The following is a 21,000-nucleotide window of genomic DNA, read 5'->3' as shown; positions in this document are numbered from 1 at the left end:
CCCCGACCCAAGCGAGCAATCCGATGCAAGACGACCAGAGCCTGACCGGCCGGCGGCGCACGCCCGCCCCTGAACGCATGCGCCAGGGCCCGCGCAGCGCCCAGCCTGTCCACGCGATCGTGGCGGCCGACGGCGCCGATCCCTGCGCAGGCGAGGGCGGCCCCCTGTGCCGTGACACGACCTATGCCGGCATCGTGACCGCGGTGCGCAGTGCCGTGGAACGCAACGCCGGCTTCGGCGCCTGAACCGCTTGCGCGGCCTTCACGCGCCCAGCGCCAGCAGGTCGCCGGGCGCCGCGAACTCGCGCTGGGGCGCCGCGCGGCGCAAGGCCTCGATCGGCGCGTAGCCCCAGCTCACCGCCCCGAAGGCGACGCCGGCCTTGCGCGCGGCCTCGGCGTCCGTGGTCTGGTCGCCGATGTACAGCGCCTGTTGCGCCGCCACGCCCGCGGCCTTGAGCACCTTGCGGATGCGCGCCGCCTTGCCGAAGATCGACATGCCGCATTCGTACTGGCGCACCAGGGCCGCCAGCTCGGGACCGAGCACCAGGCGCACGTTCAGTTCCGAGTTCGAGGACACCACCGCCAGTTCCAGCCCGCTGCGCGCCAGGTGGCGCAGCATGCCGTCGACGCCATCGAACAGCGGAATGCGGGCGGCGTTCTCGCGCATGCGCTCGACGAAGGAGCGCGAGGCCAGCGGCAGCTTCCAGGCCGGCATGCCCACGTGGCGCATGATGTCGCGCGGCCCGTAGTGGCGCAGGCGCTCGGCCTGCTGGGCGTCGACGCGCCGGAAGCCGTGCTGGTCGGCGATCTCGTTGAACACGCTCATGAAGAAGGGGAACGAGTCGGCCAGGGTGCCGTCGAAATCGAAAATCGCCAGGCGGATAGTCATGCGCGCACACGGAAGGTAGATGAGGGAATTATAAAGGGAGCACGATTCATTAAAAAAATGAAAACACCCGCGTTGAGTGATAAAATTTTCTGAGTGCATTTTTTTTGCCCGCGCGCCGGCGTCCCGCGGCCGCAAGGCCTTCTTCGCTATCGCTTCCTTCACACCATGTCTTCAGCTCCCCTTCTTGGCATCATAGGTCCCTTCGGCCCGGCGCAACTGGCCTGCATCCGCAGCTGGCGCCGCGCTGGCTACCGGACCGCGTTCTTCCAGACCGGAGGACGGCGCGTACCCGCCGGCCTGCAGCGGCTGACCGACGCCTACCGCTTCTACCCGGCCGGTACGGCGCTCGATGAGATCTTGGACAAGGTGGCGCAAGAATGCGTTCGCCTGCAGGTGGCCGGCCTGGCCGCGCTGTCGGAGTCGCTGGCCCTGAAGCTGCACGAACGCCAGCGCGCCGGCGCCTTCGGCGCCACCACGCTGATGCTCAATACGCCGGAGCTGTACGAGGTGCTGGAATCGAAGTCGCGCCAGGTGGAGCTGGCGCGCCAGGCCGGGCTGCCGGTGATGCCGACCCACGTGCTGGAGCGCGATAGCGAGCTGTCCGGCGTGGCCGGGCCGCTGGTGCTGCGTCCCGACATCACGCGCCTGGTGCGGCCTTCGTTCAAGGTCAAGCTGGTCGCCACCGCGGCCGAGGCGGTGGCCGTGGCGCGCGCCATGACCACGCCGGAAGGACGGATCGTGGCCCAGCCCTTCGTGGCCGGTCCGAACCTGGTGATCCACGCGGCGCGCGCGGCCGACGGCTCCTGGGACCACCACGAAGCCTTCTGCACCTCGATCAAGTCGGCCGGCCTGGCGGTGGCGCTCCAGCCCTACGCCCTGCCGGCGGGCCTGCTGGACGCCTGCCGCCGCTTCGAGCAGGCGGCCGGGCTGCGCGGCGTCTTCCATTACGACTTCATCCTCAATCCGGAGACCGGCGAAGCCTTCTTCCTGGAGGTGAACCCGCGCCTGGGCGGCACCACGGCCAAGGTCTACGCGGCCGGCTACGACGAACCGGCCATGTTGCCGGCCGCCTTCTTCCAGCCGGGCGCGCACCGGGTCGACCTAACCCGGCCGCGCAACGCCTCGGTCAGCCGCATCGCGGCGGTGCGCTACGGCCTGTCGCTGCTGCGCGAAGCGCCCTCGGTGCTGGACCATCCGCCGCGCCGCAACCCGCGCGCCTTCGGCCAGCTGGCCAAGGCGCTGCTGCTGCACCGGGACGAAGTGTTCCGCCTGACCGACGTGGTGGGCAACTCGGCCTACCTGCTGCAGACCAAGTCGTAAGGAGGGAGCGGGGCGCGGCCCCGCATCGGCCCGGCTTTACTGGCGCACCAGCTGCCAGTGGCTGTACTTCTCGTAGGCGAACTGCTCGGCCATGCGCGGCACCGCCGTGAGCAGGCTGCCGCGGATCAGGAGGTTGCGGCTGGATTGCGGCAGCATCGGCGCGCTGGCCGCGGTGGCCACGCCGACCGGCGCGAAGCGGTCGCGGTTGGCGTCGATGAAGGCGCACAGCTTTTCCAGGCGGCGCTGGTTCAGCGCGTGGCGGCGCATCTGGCGCACGGTGAAATCGCGGTTGTGCACGAATTCGAAGGGGTGGGTCAGGATCACGACCTGCTCGACGCCTTCGCGCTGCGCTTCTTCGAGCAGCATGCGCATCTCGGCGAAGCTGCTGCCGGTGATGGTCAGGGTCTTGAGGTGCTGCTTGCCCGGCAGCTTCCAGTCGCAGAAGGTCAGGATCGGGCATTCGATCACGCCATGGCGCTCGTGGCGCCCGCTGTACAGGCGGTACTGGGGATCGCCGCTGTCGAACACCGCCAGCCCGACGTGCGAGCTGAAGGGAATTCCGGCGCGCTTCTGGGCGCGGAACAAGGTGTCGTCGTGCTGCAGGCTGGCGCTGCGGAACACGGTCGGCGCCGGCAGGCCCCAGTCATGGAAGGTCTGCATGCCGGCCTCGATCAGGCGCAGCGATTCGTCCTCCGGGCGGCGGTAGAAGTCGTCGATGCCCGGCTTGGTGCGCACCCGTACCCGCTCGCGCCAGTCCTCGTGCTGGAACACGGTCCAGCAGGGATGCACGTGCAACTGCACCTCGTGCCCGGCCGTGTGCAGCTGCTCGGCGATACTGCGCATCGGGTCGTGCTTGAAATAGTGGCGGTTCATCGCCTCGACGAAGAAGGTCGCGGTGATGCGGTGGCGCGCGAAGCAGTCGAGCATGAAACCCAGTCCGTGCGACTTGTTGTCCACCACGCACCAGACGCGTTGCTCGGCGACCGGCGACAGGGAGTGGTCGTGGAAGGCGCCGGCGATACTGAATTCAGTATCGACGCTGATACAGACTTTGGTTTGCATGATAGAAGAGAAAGGTCGAACGACGGACAAGGCGTTTGTTACCGGACAATTCTCGCATAGTTTTGCAAATGACAAAGCAATCAATGGCGTTCATGCGGGCGCGCGGGCGGCCCCGCTCCCCGGCCGGCCGGGCGGCTGTTGCATGGATGCCGCACATCCGCTCAGGACAGGCCGCCGTTGGCGCGCAGCACCTGGCCGTTGACCCAGCCGGAATCCGGCCCCGCCAGGAAGGACACGACCTTGGCGATGTCCTCCGGCTCGCCCAGGCGTTCCAGTGGCGGCATCCTGGCGAACTGTTCGATCTGCTCGGGCGTCTTCCCCTTGAAGAACAGTTCGGTGGCGACCGGCCCCGGCGCCACCGCGTTCACCCGCACCTGGCGGCCGCGCAGTTCCTTGGCGAAGATCCCGGTCAGGGCCTCGACCGCCGCCTTGCTGGCGGCGTAGGCGGCGTAGCCGGGCAGCTTCATCGCCAGCACATTGGTCGAGAAGTTCACGATCCGCCCGCCATCGTTCAGGCGGCGCGCCGCCTCGCGCATGGTGTTGAAACTGCCCTGCACGTTGATGCCGAAGGTCTGGGCGAACAGCTCGTCCGAGGTGTCGGCCAGCGGCATCACCTGCAGGATGCCGGCGTTATTCACCAGCACGTCGACCTTGCCCAGTTCGCGTTCGGCCGTGTCGAACAGGCTGCGCACTTCCTCCGCCTTCGACACGTCGGCGCGCACCGCCAGCGCCGCATGGCCGGCCGCGCGCAGGCTGTCCACCGTCCGTTCCGCCTCCCGGGCATCGCGCGCATAGTTGACGACGACCCGGTAGCCGTCCTCCGCCAGGCGGCGGGCGATGGCGGCGCCGATGCCGCGCGACGCGCCGGTGACGATGGCGACCTGCTGCTGTGTGTTGCTATTCATGCTGGCTCCTGTGCGTGAAGTGGATACGAGCATGATCGACTATTAGCGCATAAAGATCATTGCCTGCCTGTGGGTAACTTCATTCCATATCGCTCAACAATGCGCTATCCCAAGCGCCAGATCCAATAGTGTGTTTCCAGAGAGCGCACAGCCTTACAATAGTGATAATTTCCCAGGGAGGCGTTGACGACCTATGGCCTACATCCATCCTGCCGGCTGGCGCGAGATGTCCGTGACCGGCGCCGCGGCGCGCGAGATCGAAACCCTCGCCTATCTCGACCAGCGCCTGTCCGACGCGCCCTACCACATCTACCACGGCGTGCACTGGACCAATGTCGAGCAGGGCTATTCGGTCTACGGCGATATCGACTTCATCGTGGTGGCGCCGAACGGGCGCATGCTGGTGATCGAGCAGGTGGCCGGCTTCCTGACCGAGACCAAGGACGGACTGGTCAAGAACTACCTGGGCAAGCCGCGCAAGATCCGCAACCAGATCCTGTCGACCATCGAGGGCCTGGCCAAGCGCTTCCAGGGCGAGCTGTCGATCGACTACCTGCTGTACTGCCCCGACTACATCGTGCGCGACCAGCAGCTGGCCGGGATCGACCCGCACCACATCATCGACGCCACCAACAAGCCCAAACTGGCACGCGTGATCCGCGAGGCCCTGCCGCTCACGCCCAGGAACGACGAGTTCGAGAAGGTCTCGCGCTTCCTGGGCGACACCCTGAACCTGCGGCCCGACCCCAGCTCGATGATCGGCCACGCGGTGAACATGGTGACGCGCCTGTCGGGCGGCCTGGCCACCTGGGCGCGGCGGCTCGAGTTCGCGCCCTTCCGCCTGCGCGTGGTGGGCACGGCCGGCAGCGGCAAGACCCAGCTGGCGCTGGCCGAGTACACGGCCGCCATCGACGCCGGCCTGCGCCCGCTCTACGTCTGCTTCAACCGCCCGCTGGCCGACCACATCGAGCGCCTGGTGCCGGCGGGCGGGCGTGTGGCCACTTTCCACACCCTATGCGACGCCTGGCTGCGCGCCCAGGACATGACACCCGATTATTCCTCGCCGGACGTCTGGACCGACATCGAAAAATCGCTGGCGGCCGCCGACCTGCCCGAGACCTGGCGCTACGACGTGGTGATCGTGGACGAGGGCCAGGATTTCTCGACCGTCTGGCGCGACATCGTGCTGCGCATGCTGAAGGAGGGCGGGCGTGCGATCTGGCTGGAGGATCCGGACCAGAACCTGTATGGCCGCGAGATGGTGCCGCTGCCGGGCTGGGTGACCCTGCATTCGAACACCAATTACCGCAGCCCGCGCCAGATCGTCGACATGCTGACCTCCATCGGCGCGGCGCGCCAGCCGGTGGAAGCGGGCAGTCCTTTCAAAGGGGCGGACATCGAGGAACTCACCTATCCGGAAGGCGATACGGAAGCGATGCTGTCGCAGACGCGGCGCGCCGTCACCCTGTGCCTGGCGGCCGGCTTCGGGCGCCAGGACATCGCCATCTGTTCCTTCCGCGGGCGCGAGAAGTCGACCATTCTCAAGCTCGACAAGCTGAGCGACGCGCACAGCTTGCGTTCGTTCACGGGGGGGTACGACCTCTTCGGGAATCCGCTATTCCGCGAAGGGGGGCTGCTGGCGGAGTCGGTCTACCGCTTCAAGGGACAGTCGGCGCCGGCGCTGATCTTTACCGAGATCGATTTCGAGGAGCTCGACGAGCTGGCATTGCGCAAGCTGTTCGTGGGGATGACGCGGGCGAGGCTGAAGCTGGTGCTGGTGATGAGCGAGAGGGCCTCGGTGCAGATACTGGATCGGGTGAGCAGCGGCTAAAGAATGCGTTAGTGGCTGCGGTGCGGACTTGGGTCCCCGCCTGCGCGGGGATGACGTTGTTTGAGTTTGCCTATAACCTCAAGACCGTCATCCCCGCGAAGGCGGGGACCCAAGTTTCCATGCTTAGCCAGGGAGGCGATTAGGCTGCCATCTCCCCCGCGTCCACCCCAGCCGCCCGCACATGCCGGTTCACCGCCGACAGCACCGACTTGAACGAGGCCGTCACGATATTGCTGTCGATCCCGACGCCGAACAAGGTGGGCCCGTTCCCCACGCGCAGCTCCACATAGCAGGCCGCCTTCGCGTCCGCACCCGAGCCGATCGCGTGCTCGTGGTAGTCCATCAGGCGGATCTCCAGTCCCAGCGCGTTGACGAAGGCGTCGATCGGGCCGTTGCCGGTGCCCTTGAAGGCCTGTGGCGCATGGTGGCGCGCCACGTTCACCTCGAGCTGCACGTCCTCGCCGCTGGCTTCGGTCATGCGGTGGCCGATATAGTGGTAAGGCTCGTCCTGCTCCAGGTATTCGCTGGCGAACAGCGCGTGCAGGTCGCTCGCCGCGATCTCGCGGCCGCTCTCGTCGGCCACGCGCTGCACGGCGCGCGAGAATTCGATCTGCAGGCGGCGCGGCAGCTGCAGGCCGTATTCCTGCTCGAGCAGATAGGCCATGCCGCCCTTGCCCGACTGGCTGTTGACGCGAATGACGGCGTCGTAGCTGCGGCCCAGGTCGGCCGGGTCGATCGGCAGGTAGGGCACTTCCCAGAGCGCGTCGGCCTTCTGCTGGGCGAAGCCCTTCTTGATCGCATCCTGGTGCGAACCCGAGAAGGCGGTGAACACCAGGTCGCCCGCATATGGATGGCGCGGGTGCACCGGCAGCTGGTTGCAGTCCTCGACCAGCTGGCGCACCGCGTCGATGTCCGAGAAGTCCAGGCCCGGATGCACGCCTTGGGTGTAGAGGTTCATGGCCAGGGTGACCAGGTCGACGTTGCCGGTGCGCTCGCCGTTGCCGAACAGGCAGCCCTCGACGCGGTCGGCGCCCGCCATCACCGCCAGTTCGGCCGCCGCCACGGCGGTGCCGCGGTCGTTGTGCGGGTGGACGCTGATGACCAGCGACTCGCGGCGCTCCAGGTGGCGGCACATCCACTCGATCTGGTCGGCGTATACATTCGGCGTGGCCGCTTCCACGGTGGACGGCAGGTTGACGATCATCCGGTTCTGCGGGGTCGGCTCCCACACGGCGCTGACGGCGTCGACGATCTGCTTCGAGAAATCGAGCTCGGTGGTCGAGAACGACTCCGGCGAGTATTCCAGGCCCCACCGGGTTTCGGGATGCTGGGCCACCAGCTCCTTGATCAATTGCGTGCCCTTGACCGCGATCTGCACGATCTCCTCGCGCGCCATGTTGAACACCACGCGGCGGAACACCGGCGCCACCGAGTTGTAGACGTGGACGACGGCGCGCTTGGCGCCCACCGCCGATTCCACGGTGCGGCGGATCAGCTCTTCGCGCGCCTGGGTCAGCACGATGATGGTGACGTCGTCCGGAATCCGGTTCTCTTCAACCAGCATGCGCACGAAGTCGAAGTCGGTCTGCGACGCGGACGGGAAACCGACTTCGATTTCCTTCACGCCCACCTTGACCAGCATCTCGAAGAAACGCAGCTTCTTCTCCGGGCTCATCGGCTCGATCAGCGCCTGGTTCCCGTCGCGCAGGTCGGTGCTCATCCAGATTGGCGGCTGGGTGATGGTGCGGCTGGGCCATTGGCGGTCGGCCAGGTCGACGGCGGGGAAGGGGCGGTACTTGGCGGCGGGATTCTGCAACATGATCGGGTGCTCCTGAATGGTGGTCACAAGGGTCTGACTGGACGGTGTACGGCGTGTGGCGCAGGCTGCCGGACGGGCCACGAACGCTAGGCCCGGCAACCGGTCGGTAGCTTTAGCAGGCGGAGCAGAGCGCGCGCGCCCATCGCCAGGAGGATCCGGGGGTGGCGAAGCGAAGACGTGGTGGTGAGACTGGCTGACATCGGTGCAACTTTCCTGACTGCTGGGGAGGCCGGCGGTGACCGGACGAGGCGCGGGGGGATTACGCGCGTAGTAGCAGGGCGGCCAGCGATCGTGCGCCGGCAGCTGGTAGGGAAGTCGATAGATGCAGTGGGAAGGACATAATTTCGACTTTATGCCAAGCTTTACCGTATGTCAAGCGGATGATGGGCGTCCGTGGCGAAGAAAGTACGGGAATTCACAAAAGTCCAGGCGCCCCGGAGGCATCTGGCGCCGCGCAGATTATGCGGGCCTCATGGCCCATCCGCAGGCGGAGGGCGGAGCTGCGTGCTAGCATCTCTGCACTATTTTTTCGGAGATGTCCATGTCCCGTCTTCCCGTCTCGCATGCGGCCCGCTGGCGCCTGAAGCTCCTCGGCGCGGCCGCCCTGATGTTCCTGTGTAGCGCCTGCGGCGACGGCATTCCGAAGGACCGCGACGATGACGACGACGACCCGCCGCCGCAGTCGACCGCCCTGACGGTGTTCGCCGGCGACCCGACGGCGGACGGCACCATGGACGGCACGGGAACGGCGGCGCGCTTCACCAATCCGCGCGGCCTGGCGATCGACGCCAGCGGCAACCTGTACGTGGCCGACACCGGCAATGCCACGATCCGCAAGATCACGCCGGCCGGCGTGGTCACCACCCTGGCCGGCGCGGCGCGCGTGACGGGCACCGCCAACGGCAGCGCGTCCGATGCACGCTTCGCCAACCCGGCGGCCGTGGCTGTCAACAGCCAGGGCACGGTCTTCGTCGCCGACAACCTGGCCATCCGCGGCATCACCCCGGCCGGGCAGGTAAGCACCCGCTACACGCTGCCGGTCGGGACCAACGTCGATGGGCGCAGCATGGCCGACGTCGTGGCCGGCGGGCTCGCCGTCGATACGAACAACAACCTGTTCATCACCAACCGCTACGGCAGCCGCAGGCTGTCTGCCGCCAACGAAGTCGTGATGCTGGAAGGCCAGGCGGTGGCGAACGACCTGCTCGGCACCCGGCTGTTCCTGCCGCGCGGCGTGGCGACCGACAGCGCGGGCAGCGCCTACCTGTACGACCTGGAAGGCAAGATCAGCAAGTGGACGCCGAGCGGTCCCTTCGGCACGCCCACCCTGGTCGGCCTGGCGGGCGCGGCCAACACCAAGGGCGCGGCGAACGGCACCGGCCTGGACGCGCGTTTCGAACACGTGCTGGCCATGACGGTCGACCCGCAGGGCAATGTGTACGCCGCCGATACCACCAACAACCTGGTGCGCAGGATCACGCCTGCCGGCGTCGTCACCACGGTGGCGGGCACCACCCGCGCCAACCTGGTGCGCACCGGCGCCTTGCCCGGCAGCCTGGCCGACATCCGCGGCATCGTCACGGACGGCAAGGGCAATCTCTACGTCACCTCCGGCAACGCGATCGTCAAGATCGTGCTGCCCTGATCCTTCAGCCTGCGCTCACAGCGCGCGGACCGCGCGCACGAAGTCCTCGCTGAACTTCGGCAGCTTGGGATCCTGCTGCGCCAGCTCCTGGTAGCGCAGCAGGAAGCGCTTCGGCTCCGCCTTCAGGAGCGCATACACCGCCGCCTTGCCTTCATGCCGCTCGATGGTGCTGGCCATGACCCAGCCCAGGTCATAGGCCGGCTCGTCGAAAGTACCGTAGAACAGCAAGCCGTAGATGGCTTCATAGCCATCCTCGTCGCGCGGCGGGCTGGCCAGCAGGCGCAGGCCGATGGTCTCGACCATGGTCACGATGGATTCCATGCGCTTGGTGTTGCGTTCGATGCGCGCCTTGCCGCGCATCGAGTAGCCGTTCGCGGGACGGTCGGCCAGCGGATGGGTGAACAGTTCAGCCGTTCCTTCCTGCAGCAGGTCGTAGAGCAAGCGCCGGGTCCAGACCTGGCCCAGCGCCGCGGCCGGGGTATCGGCCGCGGGGCGGGGCGGCGGCGGCATCAGCTGCGCCTGCACGCCGTGGAACAGCTCGTGCGCGACCAGCTCGGCCAGCTCCTGCGTGCTCGCCTCGGACATGCGCGCCAGGTTCACGTACACGTCGTTGCGGTTGTCGTCGAAGGCGAAGCCGCCCGCATTGCCCCCAAAGATGAAATAGACCGTGAGGCGTCCCGCGAAGTCGGCCGGCACGTACTGCCTGAGCAGGCGCGTGACCTCGTCCGCCAGCGGCGCGTAGCCGTCGCCCGCCGCGCCGCCCAGCCTGGCATGGATCGCTTCGGCGGCCGGCGCCATCTTCGGGTTGGCGGGCAGGGTGCGCAGGTAGGCGATCAGCTCGTCCATGCCCTTGAGCTTCATCTTGCGCACCATCGCCGCGCTGGCCGGATGGCTGCGGATGGCGGCGATCGCCGCTTCGCTGAACTGGCCTTGCGCCACCGACTGGCTGACCAGCCTGGCCAACTCGTAGTCGAAGGCGAAGTCAAGGCGCGCGGGGGCGCTGGCCTGGGTGGGCGCGGCCGGGCCGGCGGCGCAGGCGGGCGGCAAGGCGAGCATCGGAATGCCGAACAGGGCTGAGAGCAATGCGGACTTCATATTCCTCCTCGAATCGGATTGGTATGCAAGCGATTGTAGAGAAGGGCGCTTCACTAATGAACATCTGCATGCCGGATAATGAGCTGGGCATGATGCGTCTGCATCTGCATCTGCATTAGCGCAATACAGGGCGGCGCCGGACGGACTTTAATCCGGAAGGTAAGGTTCGATGCCGGAGGCGATGATGAAAGCTGCCGTTCTGCTGCTGCTGCTCTTGATGGCGTCTTCGCTGCATGCGGCGGAAACGCTGCCGCAAGAAGTCCGGGCTTTCATCGGCTTGCGCGAAACCTGCGAGCATTTTCGCGGCGAATTACCCGATCCGGGCGACGTGGAGCGAACCAAGGAAGTCGCGCGCCAACTCGGCAGGTTCTGCCGCGGCACCGACCGGCGGCTGGCCGCGCTCAGGAAGAAATACGCCAGGCATGCCGCTGTCACGCGGCGCCTGGCGCAGTATGAAGCGCGGATCGAAGCGCCATCGCAAGCGAAGATGGGCAACCGGCGCTAAGAACGCGTACTGTGCGTCAAGTCGACATCACCACCGCCTGGCTGCCGTACACGACCACGCGCCCGCCGTGTGCGCGCTGCCATGCCTGCGCGGCGGGGGCATCGGAGAACCACACGTGTTCATAGTCGCCGAAGGCGCCCAGGTCGAGCCGGAAGCGGTCGAGCAGGGTGGAAGGACGGGATTCGATATCGCGCTTGCAGGCGTCCCAGCTGTCGTAGCCCAGTTCGGCGGCGACGGTGCGGAACATGTGCTTGAGCTGCAGGGCCTGGCGCGCGTGGTAGAGCTCGGTCACCTTCCCGGCCGAGACGGCGCGCGCCGCATGCACGCGGCGGATAACGGGCAAGGCCTTGCTGGGGTGGTCCGAGCGCGCCGCGCGCAGCATGAGGCGCGCAACCCGGCGCAAGAAGTCGGTGTTGGTTTCGGACGAGTCCGCTGGACGGGATGGCAAGTGCATACCGGATTCCTTTTCATATGTGCATGCCGTTCTCGCCGCGGCATCCATGATGGGATGGTATGAACCTTGAAACGAACGTATGAACCACGTTGGCAGGTGCGCTGGCTTTCGCGAGAGTGGGCGTCCTGCTCAGCCCAGGGGGAATGGTAGCACGGCCGCAGGGGCTGTCAATGCTTGCTTTGCCGCCGCCAGCCGTGCGACGCGCGCGGGTGCCGGGCGTATAGTGGTCTTATCTGACCACCTTGGCCAGAAAGGGAGGTCGTCATGATCGAATCGTCTCCGCAGTCCACCTTCCATGGCCTGCCGCTCTCTGCCGAGCAAAACCGGCAGGTCATGTCCTATATCCATCGGCAACAGCATGCGAATCGGCCATGGGATACCGAGGAATTGCATGCCATGCTTGTCGACATGCTCGATCCGCCCGAGGTCGTGCTCGAAGGTAGTAGCGAGCTCAGCCTGTCTGTCGAGACCGAGCACTCGACCGCCACCCACGAAGAGCCAAGCCAGCTGTCATAAGCAGTCGATGGGGTTTTGTGCGGCGCACATTCATTCCTGTTATACTGGCGGTACTATCGACAGGTCCGGCGCACCGCAGCGTGCGTGTATTCGAGCAATAACCTGTCCAGCATCATGTGAAACGACGTCCGCGGCATGCGGGCGCTTTCTCCTCCTCCTGCGCTCCCGGCCAGGCCTTTTCACTTCGCGACCACCTTCGGCTCGCGACGCTTTTCCGCAATTTCCTGGAACGTGCGCGTGCACGGTCCTCAACGCCACTGGAGAAACCGCATGGCAAAAGAAGAACTGATTGAAATGAATGGCCTGGTATCCGAGGTCCTGCCCGAGATGCGTTTCCGCGTCGACCTCGACAATGGTCACAAAATGATTGCCTACACCTCGGGCCGCATGAAGAAGAACCACATCCGCATCCTGCAGGGCGACCGTGTCACCCTGGAGCTGTCGCCCTACGACCTGACCAAGGGCCGCATCGTGTTCCGCCATATCGAAAACCGCGGCCCGGTCGGACCGCGCAGCGCCCCGATGCGCCGCCGCTAAGCCATCCCGCGAGACCGTCGCGGTCTCGCAACTCTTGATGGTCGGGTGCGTGTTCGTGACATGTTTGTCGTGCGCGCCTGTCCTGCAAAACGCGCATACTGAGGTCTGGCCGCCGCCAGCGCGGCCAGGCGGCGGGAATGCCTAACGGGTATCGTCGAAAGGCCAGTGCAAAGGGTGCAGTTCCACCCATGCGCGGGCGTATTGGAAGGCGCGGTCCTGGGCTTCGGCCGCAGCGGCGCAGCTGCCGGGCGAACTTGCATGGGCATGCTGGGCGCCCGCCTGGCGGTCGAGGATCGTGACCTGCCAGGCATAGCGTTCCTCGCTCTGCAAGCAGCTTACCTCGATGTCGTATCCACGGTAGTGTTGGGAAATCACGCTGGCCTTTCATGCGGCCGCTGTCGGCGCTTTGTCCTGATGGCACCGTAACATGGATCGGCGCGTACCGCCCACGGGAATGCGCCAGCCTGCACGAGGAGAAAGCAATGACGGAGTTGTTGCGTTTCCTGGATTCCGGACTCAGCCACGCGTCCTGGGTCGGCATCGTCGTCTATACCCTGGTGGCGACCCATCTCACCATCATCGCCGTCACCGTCTACCTGCACCGCCACCAGGCGCATCGCGCCCTCACCCTGCATCCCGTCGCCAGCCACGCCTTCCGCTTCTGGCTCTGGCTCACCACGGGCATGGTCACGCGCGAGTGGGTCGCCATCCACCGCAAGCACCACGCCTTCTGCGAACGCGAAGGCGATCCGCATAGCCCGCGCCTGGAAGGCCTGCGCACGGTGCTGTTGCGCGGCGCAGAACTCTATCGCACTGCCAGCCGCGACCAGCCCGCGATCGACCGCTATGCCGCCGGCTGTCCCGACGACTGGATCGAACGTAACCTGTACAGCCGCTGGACCTGGCAGGGCGTCGGCGTGCTCCTGATGCTCGACGTGGCGCTGTTCGGCGTGATCGGCCTGTCGGTCTGGGGCATCCAGATGCTGTGGATTCCGATCTTCGCCGCCGGCGTCATCAACGGTGCAGGGCATGCCATCGGCTACCGCAATTTCGACTGCGCCGAGGCGGCCACGAACATCGTCCCGATCGGCCTCCTGATCGGCGGCGAAGAGCTGCACAACAACCACCACACCTTCGCCAGCTCGGCCAAGATGTCCGTGAAATGGTACGAGTTCGACGCCGGCTGGCTCTATATCCGCATCCTGCAATTGTTCGGCCTGGCGCGGGCGAGGCCGGTGCCGGCAGCGCCCCATATCCGCTACCGGCACATGGAAGTCGACGACCACACCTTGCGCGCCGTACTGGCCAACCGGGCGCGCGTGATGGCGGCCTTGTCGGCGCGCCTGGCGCCGGTCTGGAACCGCGAGCTGCGCAACATCGCGCTGCCGCCCGGCGTCAGCCGCCGCATGGCCCTGCGCCTGCTGGCGCGCGATCCCGGCTACTTGAACGACGACGAACAATCGGTGCTGGGCGCCCTGCTCGGTACCAGCGAACGCTTGCGCCAGGTGCAGGCGCTGCGCGAGCAGCTGGCCGCCCTGTGGCAGCGTTCGCTCGCCACCGAGGACCAGTTGCGCGAGGCCTTGTCGGGATGGTGCGCCCGCGCGACCAGGGCCATGTGTCCGCAGCTGCGCTCCTTCGCCCGCGAGCTGCGCGGCTACGCGTGATCCTCACATCCGTTAGCGTAAGACCGTCGCACCGGGACTCGGCGTCCCCCTCGGTCGGTGCCCAAGTCCTTAAGACGCCTGAGACGCCGGCAAGCTTAGTGTCCGAGGGCGGCAATCGCCACGCCCTGGGCCACGCTCTTGGGGTTGGTGGTGACGGTCAGCGAGAACAACGGCTTGCGCGGCGAACTGTCGGTGCTCCATTCGTAGGCCACGGTGCGGGTGACGCCGTCCGTCCCGGGCGACGATGTATTGCGCATCTGCTTGCTGCGGAAGGGCGCGGGGGCATTGCTCACGACCTTCTCGAACAGTTCCTGCGCCGGCGCGGCCGGAACGGTCTTCGCATACAGCGCGCATAGCTGCTTGTCCTGGTTGATCACCAGGATGAATTGGCCATGCGGGCTGGGCACCATCCACGCATTCCCCTGGGAGCCTTTAAGGAACACCGCCGCCTTGTCGGGCGACAGGCGCGGCGCAGCGCCCAGGTGGCGGCGCAAGCCGTCGAAGTCATGCAGGTACTTGATGCAGTGCGAGGCATAGATATCCATGAATGCCGAGGCCTGCAGGTCCGGAGAGGCGACGGCGAGGGTGGGAAGCAGGCTTCCACCAAGCGTCACGGCGGCTTTTCGAAGTCGCATGGGCGTATGCTCCAGCTGGTTGCGGAAACCTACTATAGCAAGCCGGCTTCCAAATGCTGGCTTGCATTCCTGCAATCGAACGCGCCTAGGCTTGCCTGAACTGTTGTCGCCAAGACACTCATGCTGTCCTTGGCGAGAATATCTTTCGCCCTGCGCACCGGCCTTTGGTAGCATCCCGGGATGATCGATATTTCCTCTAATCAAGACACGCCGCCGCGTATCCGCCGCCGCCAAACCCTGGCCCTCGTGCTGCTCGTGGTCACCGGCGTCATCAATTACCTGGACCGCGCCACCCTGGCCGTGGCCAACGAATACATCCGCGCCGACCTTGGCCTGTCGCTGGGCCAGATGGGCCTGCTGCTGTCGGCCTTCTCCTGGAGCTATGCCCTGTGCCAGCTGCCGGTGGGCGCCCTGGTCGACAAGATCGGGCCGCGCTGGCTGCTCGGCATGGGGCTGGTCATCTGGTCGCTGGCGCAGGCCGCGGGCGGACTGGTGTCGACCTTCGGCTGGTTCGTGCTCGCGCGCGTCGTGCTCGGGATCGGCGAGGCGCCGCAATTCCCGGCGGCGGCGCGGGTGGTCAGCAACTGGTTCCCGCCGCGCTCGCGCGGCACGCCGACAGGCATCTTCAATTCCGCTTCGCCCCTGGGCGTCGCGCTCGCGCCGCTGTGCCTGGCGCCCCTGATCGCCGCGACCAGCTGGCACTGGGCCTTCTTCGTCACCGGCGGCATGGGCCTGGTGGCGGCCGTGGTCTGGGTGGCGCTGTACCGCGACCCCGTGCGCGATCAACTCACCGCCGAAGAACGCGCCTACCTCGACGCGGGCCAGGCCGCCGAGGAGGCGCCAAAGACCGGTCTGTCCTCCTGGGGCGCACTGTTCAAGCACCGCGCCACCTGGGGCATGCTGCTCGGATTTTCCGGCTCGGTCTACCTCAACTGGGTCTACCTGACCTGGCTGCCGGGCTACCTGCGCACCGAGCGCCACATGGACCTGGCCTATTCCGGCCTGGCGGCCTCGATTCCCTTCTTCTGCGGCTTCGCCGGCGCCCTGATCGCTGGGTGGGCTTCCGATCGCGTGGCGAAACTCGCGGCTTCGCCGGTGTCCGGCCGGCGCAATGCGGTGGTGGCGTCCATGCTGGGCATGGTGGCGTTCACGATTCCGGCGGCCCTGGTCGAGAGCAATACCGTGGCGGTGGCCTGCATCTCGATCGTCATCTTCCTCGCCAACGCCTCGTCGGCCTGCTCGTGGTCGCTGGCCACGGTGGTGGCCCCGCGCAGCCGCATCGCTTCGCTCGGCGCGATCCAGAACTTCGGCGGCTTCCTGGGCGGCGCCATGGCGCCCATCCTCACCGGCTACATCGCCCAGACCTGGTCCTTCGTACCGGCCTTGCTGACCGGCGCCGGTATTGCCTTCCTCGGCGCCATGTCCTATCTGTTCCTGGTGACCAGGCCGATTCTAGAAGAAAAGTGAAAAGAAGTTATTTCAGCAGAAGTTCTACATTACAGCGATTTCACTCAGCTACAATGCCTATCATCGTTCAGAGAAACTATTCGGCGAAACCGAATCGATATTAGTCGCCAAGAACTTTCGAGAATTTCTCTAAAGCTTCTTTATAGTCATCTTCTAGCTTCTTTGCGATTACTTTAGAAGCGGTTGCTTTTTTGGGGGCCAGCTTCAGCAAATTATTTAGTTCCGCCTTTAGAAGATTTTTATCTCTTTCATCTACGAGCTTCAATATTTTCTCGGTCTGAATTCTATAACTTCTAACACGCTTTATTAGTTGTGCAGCCGCACGTTCTGTTTCAACGGTTTGGATCGAAAGAATTCCATCAACAATTCTCTTTGTTGTACCTATGACTCCGGGCCGAGCCTCGGTGTGTTCAATTGCGCCTAGAAATGAGCCGGTTCTGAAAGCGATTTCCATTACGGCCGCGTCAGAGAGACGTTTTGCAAACCACCATAACTTGTCAATTTCTGTCGAAAAATCTTTATATGCTGCTGGAAGGCAATCGAATAAAGTGCCTCGAACGGTGGCATACGTTTTTATCGAGCCTTCTTTTAATTCAAGGTCGACATCAATATCGGGATATAAAAAATGTCTTGCTCGATCTGTAATGAATGAATCCAGCCCCTCACTTAAATTATCAATCTCTTCGCGAATTTCATTAAATGATCCATCAATATGAACGTACGATTGAAAAAGAATACTTGAGTGAATATAGCGGGCCACGATCTACCTTGCCAATTAGTTAGAAGCTCTGCGCTCCATATTATCTTCGATTCTTTTAAGAATTTTTGAAACTCTTGCCTGTGTTTTTATTTGTTCCCAATTAACTCGTTCGATAAATGCGTTAAAATCGATACTTTTACGCATTTTCGCAGGCAAAGTGTCTGCCCAACGGTAGAGTCTCCATCCGTTTGGCGAAAGCAGGGCAGTCGCTTTTACTTTGACGTCGACCGTTACCTTAACTTTTAATAAGGCTATATTAGAGGGCATTTTCCCCAGATACATTTCAATGAAATGAGTAGGCGCGGCAATGCGTTCTTGCGAGTATGCAATTGAAAAGCGAATGCAAGCTTTTTTGCCGTTGAGCTCTAAAGATCCTGGCCCTTGATCCGATCTGGTTACCTGTGTATTTCTCGGAAGCCAAAGGCTTAAGGTCGAGAAGATAGATCCATCAGAGCCTTGAATATATTTTAATTTTCCACCATTTGGCGCTTGCGCAGGAATACTTGCCTGCGTATAAATTGGGCGTTCTTCGAAGGGCGTTGTTAAAAGTTTTAAAAACCTATTGCTGAGCAAGATTTGCGGTATGTCAGATCCCGTCAGTTCAGTAATGCTTTGGCCCCCAGCATCTCTATTTTGAAAATAGTTTGCAAGATGATCGGAGAGCAATTCGATTACATAATATTCGCAAGCTTCCGTTAGCAATTTACTACTGGGCGAGTGAGAAAACATCGAAGGCCCATCGACATAAATTGCCGAATATACAACAACAGCGTCGTCTATTCGTGAATGAGGAGACTCATGCTGATGTTGCTGTGGTGGAATTAATGGGTTGTCATCCCACATTTTTTGGAAAGCGGGATTCTCGAAAAAAGCAGCTTTCGTGGTTTTTCCCAACTTTTCTGAGAAATTATACCCAGGAATATCTACTAATTCCTTTTGCCTTATATCAAAGGCAACTACCCCGTCAATTTCTGTAGTCGTTTTTAGGGAATTCCTTATGTTTTTGATCAGGTGAATAAGTGGGATCAAAAAAAATAAAGTTCCTAAAATTAGAGTGCCGAGAGAATCGGCTCCTAATCTCTCAGCCATGTAAGACGTAATAAGGTTGATGCTGACTGCTAGGACAACTGCAACGGAGATTATTTCAATAACAGTTTCCCGCGAGGCAAGGGCGCGGGTAACCCCCTGTTCATCATCAACCATATTTGCTCAACCTTTAAATGCTGATCAGACGTCGATGTTCCCCGCCTGCAGCGCATTACTCTCGATGAAGTTACGACGCGGTTCCACCTCGTCCCCCATCAGGGTGGTGAAGATCTGGTCCGCCGCGATGGCGTCCTCGATCTGTACCTTGAGCAGGCGGCGCACGGTCGGATCCATCGTGGTTTCCCACAGCTGTTCCGGATTCATCTCGCCCAGACCCTTGTAGCGCTGCTTGCTCACGCCGCGCTCGGCTTCTTCGCGCAGCCAGATCATCGCCTCGTGGAACTCGCGCACCGCAAATTCCTTCATCTTCTCGCCTTCGCCGCGGCGCATGATGGCGCCTTCGCCCATCAGGCCCTGGAAGGTCGCTGCGGCATTGGCCAGCACGGCGTAGTCGTTGCTCTGCACGAAGTCGGCGTCGATGGCGGTCACGTTCACGTTACCGTGGCGCATACGCTCGATGCGCAGCGAGTACTTCTCGGACAATTCGTCCGAACGCACCACGACCTTGACGGCCGGGTCCTTGATCGCCGCTTCCATTGCGCGGGCGGAGGCCTCGGCGTTTTCCGCCGAGCTCATGTCCAGCGTGACGCCGCTCATGATGGCGGTCAGCGCGGCGCGGTCGATAACGCGGGTCAGACGCATCATGATGGCGTTGGCCAGGTTGTACTGGCGCACCAGTTCGCCCAGGGCTTCGCCGTTGATCGGCTCGGCGCCGTCGCGCGGGATCAGGGAGGCGCCGTTCAGCGCCACCGTCATCATGTAGCTGGCTTCCTCGGTGTCGTCCTTCAGGTAGCGCTCGTCGCGGCCGGCCTTGACCTTGTACAGCGGCGGCTGCGCGATGTAGATGTGGCCGCGCTCGACCAGTTGCGGCATCTGGCGGTAGAACAGGGTCAGCAGCAGGGTACGGATGTGGGCGCCGTCGACGTCCGCGTCGGTCATGATGATGATGCGGTGGTAGCGCAGCTTGTCGACGTTGAATTCGTCCGGGCCGATCGAGGTGCCGAGGGTCGCGATCAGGGTGGTGATCTGCTCCGACGACAGCATCTTCTCGAAGCGCGCCTTTTCCACGTTCAGCACCTTGCCGCGCAGCGGCAGGATGGCCTGGAATTTACGGTCGCGGCCCTGCTTGGCCGAGCCGCCTGCCGAGTCACCCTCGACGATGTAGAGTTCGGCCAGCGCCGGGTCGCGTTCCTGGCAGTCGGCCAGCTTCGAGGACAGGCCCAGGCCGTCCATCACGCCCTTGCGGCGGGTCAGGTCGCGCGCCTTGCGCGCCGCTTCGCGCGCACGCGCCGCTTCGACGATCTTGCCGCAGATGATCTTGGCGTCGTTCGGCTTCTCCATCAGGAAGTCGGTCAGGGTCTTGGCCACGATCTCTTCGACCGGGCCGCGCACTTCCGACGACACCAGCTTGTCCTTGGTCTGCGACGAGAACTTCGGCTCGGGCACCTTCACCGACAGCACGCAGGTCAGGCCTTCGCGCATGTCGTCGCCCGAGATCTCGACCTTGGCCTTCTTGGCGAAGTCGTTCTCGTCGATGTACTTGTTGATCACGCGCGTCATCGCCGCGCGCAGGCCGGTCAGGTGGGTGCCGCCGTCGCGCTGCGGGATGTTGTTGGTGAAGCACAGCACCTGCTCGTTGTAGGCGTCGTTCCACTGCATCGACACGTCCACCGAGATGTTCGTGCCCTGGTCCGACAGGCGGTCGCCGGTCGCCTGGAACACGGTCGGGTGGAGGACGGTCTTGGCCTTGTTGATGTACTCCACGAAGCCGCGGGTGCCGCCTTCGAAGGCGAACACTTCTTCCTTGCCGCTGCGCTGGTCGCTCAGCTTGATGTTGACGCCGTTGTTCAGGAAGGACAGCTCGCGGATGCGCTTCGACAGGATCTCGTAGTGGAACTCGACCGTGGTGAAGATTTCCTCGTCGGCCCAGAAATGCACTTCGGTGCCGCGCTTGTCGGTCTCGCCGATGACCTTCATCGGGGACACTTCGACGCCGTCGACGACCTCGATCAGGCGGTCCATCGGCACGCCGCGCGAGAATTCCAGCTGGTGGACCTTGCCGTTCTGGCGCACGGTCACGCGCAGCAGTTTCGACAGCGCGTTCACGCAAGACACGCCAACGCCGTGCAGGCCGCCCGACACCTTATAGGCGTTCTGGTTGAACTTGCCGCCGGCGTGCAGCTCGGTCAGGGCGATCTCGGTCGCCGAGCGCTTCGGCTCGTGCTTGTCGTCCATCTTGATGCCGGTCGGGATGCCGCGGCCGTTGTCGGTGATGGAGATCGAGTTGTCGGAGTGGATGGTGACGTGGATCTCGGAGCAGAAACCGGCCAGCGCCTCGTCGATCGAGTTGTCCAGCACCTCGAACACGAGGTGGTGCAAACCGGTGCCGTCCGAGGTGTCGCCAATGTACATGCCCGGACGCTTGCGGACCGCTTCCAGGCCTTCCAGGATCTGGATCGAGGAGGCGCCGTATTCATCGCCCTGCGGGGCGGAGGACATTTGTGCTTGGGTATTCTCGGACATGGACTGCTTTCTATAAAACGGGTGATTCAAGCTGCAGTCTTCGTGAGCGCTACAGCTTGAACCGTCATTCCCGCGTAGGCGGGAACCCAAGTTCGTTTGCTACTCGGCGAAACTTGGGTCCCCGCCTGCGCGGGGATGACGGTAATTACTATTCGTCGAGACCGGTTC

At 63.8% G+C, this 21,000-nt stretch carries 20 protein-coding genes; 9 read left to right on the top strand and 11 right to left on the bottom strand.

Features of this window, described 5'->3' with window-relative positions:
• The first annotated feature begins 23 nt into the window (after positions 1-23).
• Positions 24-245, top strand: a complete 222-nt coding sequence (locus V7778_RS17420; protein WP_335557550.1) for a hypothetical protein — start codon at positions 24-26, stop codon at positions 243-245.
• A 16-nt stretch (positions 246-261) separates the two neighbouring features.
• On the opposite strand, the gene V7778_RS17415 is transcribed toward V7778_RS17420, so the two are convergent.
• Positions 262-888, bottom strand: coding sequence for an HAD hydrolase-like protein (locus V7778_RS17415; protein ID WP_335557548.1), 627 nt, complete (start codon positions 886-888; stop codon positions 262-264).
• A gap of 165 nt (positions 889-1,053) precedes the next feature.
• Here V7778_RS17415 and V7778_RS17410 point away from each other — a divergent pair, with 165 nt between their 5' ends.
• The gene (locus V7778_RS17410) at positions 1,054-2,208 is read left to right on the top strand and encodes a hypothetical protein (RefSeq protein WP_335557546.1); all 1,155 of its coding nucleotides are present in this window, start codon (positions 1,054-1,056) and stop codon (positions 2,206-2,208) included.
• A 36-nt stretch (positions 2,209-2,244) separates the two neighbouring features.
• Here the strand turns inward: V7778_RS17410 and V7778_RS17405 are convergent, their stop codons facing one another.
• Positions 2,245-3,270, bottom strand: coding sequence for a hypothetical protein (locus V7778_RS17405; protein ID WP_335557544.1), 1,026 nt, complete (start codon positions 3,268-3,270; stop codon positions 2,245-2,247).
• A gap of 161 nt (positions 3,271-3,431) precedes the next feature.
• Positions 3,432-4,175 (bottom strand): SDR family oxidoreductase, encoded by a 744-nt coding sequence (locus V7778_RS17400; protein WP_335557542.1) that lies wholly within the window; start codon positions 4,173-4,175, stop codon positions 3,432-3,434.
• Positions 4,176-4,368: 193 nt separating this feature from the next.
• On the opposite strand from V7778_RS17400, the gene V7778_RS17395 reads away from it, so the two are divergent.
• Entirely contained in the window at positions 4,369-6,006 is a 1,638-nt protein-coding gene (locus V7778_RS17395; protein WP_335557541.1) for an ATP-binding domain-containing protein, read from the top strand.
• Between the two features lie 139 nt (positions 6,007-6,145).
• On the opposite strand, the gene leuA is transcribed toward V7778_RS17395, so the two are convergent.
• Positions 6,146-7,828, bottom strand: coding sequence for a 2-isopropylmalate synthase (leuA, locus tag V7778_RS17390; RefSeq protein WP_335557613.1), 1,683 nt, complete (start codon positions 7,826-7,828; stop codon positions 6,146-6,148).
• 538 nt (positions 7,829-8,366) lie between these two features.
• Here leuA and V7778_RS17385 point away from each other — a divergent pair.
• Positions 8,367-9,470 (top strand): NHL domain-containing protein, encoded by a 1,104-nt coding sequence (locus tag V7778_RS17385; protein WP_335557539.1) that lies wholly within the window; start codon positions 8,367-8,369, stop codon positions 9,468-9,470.
• Between the two features lie 15 nt (positions 9,471-9,485).
• On the opposite strand, the gene V7778_RS17380 is transcribed toward V7778_RS17385, so the two are convergent.
• Entirely contained in the window at positions 9,486-10,565 is a 1,080-nt protein-coding gene (locus V7778_RS17380; protein WP_335557538.1) for a DUF5700 domain-containing putative Zn-dependent protease, read from the bottom strand.
• Positions 10,566-10,734: 169 nt separating this feature from the next.
• On the opposite strand from V7778_RS17380, the gene V7778_RS17375 reads away from it, so the two are divergent.
• Positions 10,735-11,070 (top strand): hypothetical protein, encoded by a 336-nt coding sequence (locus tag V7778_RS17375; protein ID WP_335557536.1) that lies wholly within the window; start codon positions 10,735-10,737, stop codon positions 11,068-11,070.
• 16 nt (positions 11,071-11,086) lie between these two features.
• Here the strand turns inward: V7778_RS17375 and V7778_RS17370 are convergent, their stop codons facing one another.
• Positions 11,087-11,524, bottom strand: a complete 438-nt coding sequence (locus V7778_RS17370; RefSeq protein ID WP_335557533.1) for a hypothetical protein — start codon at positions 11,522-11,524, stop codon at positions 11,087-11,089.
• Between the two features lie 264 nt (positions 11,525-11,788).
• On the opposite strand from V7778_RS17370, the gene V7778_RS17365 reads away from it, so the two are divergent.
• Both V7778_RS17365 and infA read left to right on the top strand, forming a co-directional pair.
• Positions 11,789-12,040, top strand: a complete 252-nt coding sequence (locus V7778_RS17365) for a hypothetical protein (protein WP_335557531.1) — start codon at positions 11,789-11,791, stop codon at positions 12,038-12,040.
• Positions 12,041-12,310: 270 nt separating this feature from the next.
• Complete coding sequence (gene infA, locus V7778_RS17360) at positions 12,311-12,577, top strand: translation initiation factor IF-1 (RefSeq protein ID WP_335557529.1); 267 nt, start codon at positions 12,311-12,313, stop codon at positions 12,575-12,577.
• A gap of 141 nt (positions 12,578-12,718) precedes the next feature.
• Here infA and V7778_RS17355 read toward each other — a convergent pair whose 3' ends face one another.
• A complete protein-coding gene (locus V7778_RS17355; protein WP_335557527.1) occupies positions 12,719-12,952 on the bottom strand; it encodes a hypothetical protein in 234 nt (77 codons plus the stop codon).
• Positions 12,953-13,059: 107 nt separating this feature from the next.
• Here V7778_RS17355 and V7778_RS17350 point away from each other — a divergent pair, with 107 nt between their 5' ends.
• Positions 13,060-14,241 carry a DesA family fatty acid desaturase gene (locus V7778_RS17350; RefSeq protein WP_335557525.1) on the top strand — a complete coding sequence of 394 codons (1,182 nt, stop codon included), beginning with the start codon at positions 13,060-13,062 and terminating at the stop codon, positions 14,239-14,241.
• Positions 14,242-14,336: 95 nt separating this feature from the next.
• Here V7778_RS17350 and V7778_RS17345 read toward each other — a convergent pair whose 3' ends face one another.
• On the bottom strand, positions 14,337-14,876 hold the full coding sequence (locus V7778_RS17345) for an NMCC_0638 family (lipo)protein (RefSeq protein ID WP_335557524.1): 540 nt from the start codon (positions 14,874-14,876) through the stop codon (positions 14,337-14,339).
• 180 nt (positions 14,877-15,056) lie between these two features.
• On the opposite strand from V7778_RS17345, the gene V7778_RS17340 reads away from it, so the two are divergent.
• On the top strand, positions 15,057-16,343 hold the full coding sequence (locus V7778_RS17340) for an MFS transporter (RefSeq protein ID WP_335557521.1): 1,287 nt from the start codon (positions 15,057-15,059) through the stop codon (positions 16,341-16,343).
• Between the two features lie 100 nt (positions 16,344-16,443).
• On the opposite strand, the gene V7778_RS17335 is transcribed toward V7778_RS17340, so the two are convergent.
• The 3 genes from V7778_RS17335 to gyrB are packed head-to-tail and all read right to left on the bottom strand — an operon-like array spanning position 16,444 to position 20,832.
• Entirely contained in the window at positions 16,444-17,103 is a 660-nt protein-coding gene (locus tag V7778_RS17335; protein ID WP_335557520.1) for a hypothetical protein, read from the bottom strand.
• 15 nt (positions 17,104-17,118) lie between these two features.
• Positions 17,119-18,306 (bottom strand): hypothetical protein, encoded by a 1,188-nt coding sequence (locus V7778_RS17330; RefSeq protein WP_335557518.1) that lies wholly within the window; start codon positions 18,304-18,306, stop codon positions 17,119-17,121.
• A 24-nt stretch (positions 18,307-18,330) separates the two neighbouring features.
• Positions 18,331-20,832 carry a DNA topoisomerase (ATP-hydrolyzing) subunit B gene (gyrB, locus tag V7778_RS17325; RefSeq protein WP_442920736.1) on the bottom strand — a complete coding sequence of 834 codons (2,502 nt, stop codon included), beginning with the start codon at positions 20,830-20,832 and terminating at the stop codon, positions 18,331-18,333.
• Positions 20,833-21,000: the final 168 nt, after the last annotated feature.

The sequence above is a fragment of the Massilia sp. DD77 genome, assembly GCF_036961685.1.
Taxonomy (GTDB): Bacteria; Pseudomonadota; Gammaproteobacteria; order Burkholderiales; family Burkholderiaceae_D; genus Telluria.
This window is presented reverse-complemented; position numbering and strand designations above follow the sequence as displayed.

Bases quoted from the DNA above. Each gene is read 5' to 3' on its own strand.
- V7778_RS17420 (WP_335557550.1), top strand. From the start codon at position 24: ATGCAAGACGACCAGAGCCTGACCGGCCGGCGGCGCACGCCCGCCCCT.
- V7778_RS17415 (WP_335557548.1), bottom strand. From the start codon at position 888: ATGACTATCCGCCTGGCGATTTTCGATTTCGACGGCACCCTGGCCGAC.
- V7778_RS17410 (WP_335557546.1), top strand. From the start codon at position 1,054: ATGTCTTCAGCTCCCCTTCTTGGCATCATAGGTCCCTTCGGCCCGGCG.
- V7778_RS17405 (WP_335557544.1), bottom strand. From the start codon at position 3,270: ATGCAAACCAAAGTCTGTATCAGCGTCGATACTGAATTCAGTATCGCC.
- V7778_RS17400 (WP_335557542.1), bottom strand. From the start codon at position 4,175: ATGAATAGCAACACACAGCAGCAGGTCGCCATCGTCACCGGCGCGTCG.
- V7778_RS17395 (WP_335557541.1), top strand. From the start codon at position 4,369: ATGGCCTACATCCATCCTGCCGGCTGGCGCGAGATGTCCGTGACCGGC.
- V7778_RS17385 (WP_335557539.1), top strand. From the start codon at position 8,367: ATGTCCCGTCTTCCCGTCTCGCATGCGGCCCGCTGGCGCCTGAAGCTC.
- V7778_RS17380 (WP_335557538.1), bottom strand. From the start codon at position 10,565: ATGAAGTCCGCATTGCTCTCAGCCCTGTTCGGCATTCCGATGCTCGCC.
- V7778_RS17375 (WP_335557536.1), top strand. From the start codon at position 10,735: ATGCCGGAGGCGATGATGAAAGCTGCCGTTCTGCTGCTGCTGCTCTTG.
- V7778_RS17370 (WP_335557533.1), bottom strand. From the start codon at position 11,524: ATGCACTTGCCATCCCGTCCAGCGGACTCGTCCGAAACCAACACCGAC.
- V7778_RS17365 (WP_335557531.1), top strand. From the start codon at position 11,789: ATGATCGAATCGTCTCCGCAGTCCACCTTCCATGGCCTGCCGCTCTCT.
- infA (WP_335557529.1), top strand. From the start codon at position 12,311: ATGGCAAAAGAAGAACTGATTGAAATGAATGGCCTGGTATCCGAGGTC.
- V7778_RS17350 (WP_335557525.1), top strand. From the start codon at position 13,060: ATGACGGAGTTGTTGCGTTTCCTGGATTCCGGACTCAGCCACGCGTCC.
- V7778_RS17345 (WP_335557524.1), bottom strand. From the start codon at position 14,876: ATGCGACTTCGAAAAGCCGCCGTGACGCTTGGTGGAAGCCTGCTTCCC.
- V7778_RS17340 (WP_335557521.1), top strand. From the start codon at position 15,057: ATGATCGATATTTCCTCTAATCAAGACACGCCGCCGCGTATCCGCCGC.
- V7778_RS17330 (WP_335557518.1), bottom strand. From the start codon at position 18,306: ATGGTTGATGATGAACAGGGGGTTACCCGCGCCCTTGCCTCGCGGGAA.
- gyrB (WP_442920736.1), bottom strand. From the start codon at position 20,832: ATGTCCGAGAATACCCAAGCACAAATGTCCTCCGCCCCGCAGGGCGAT.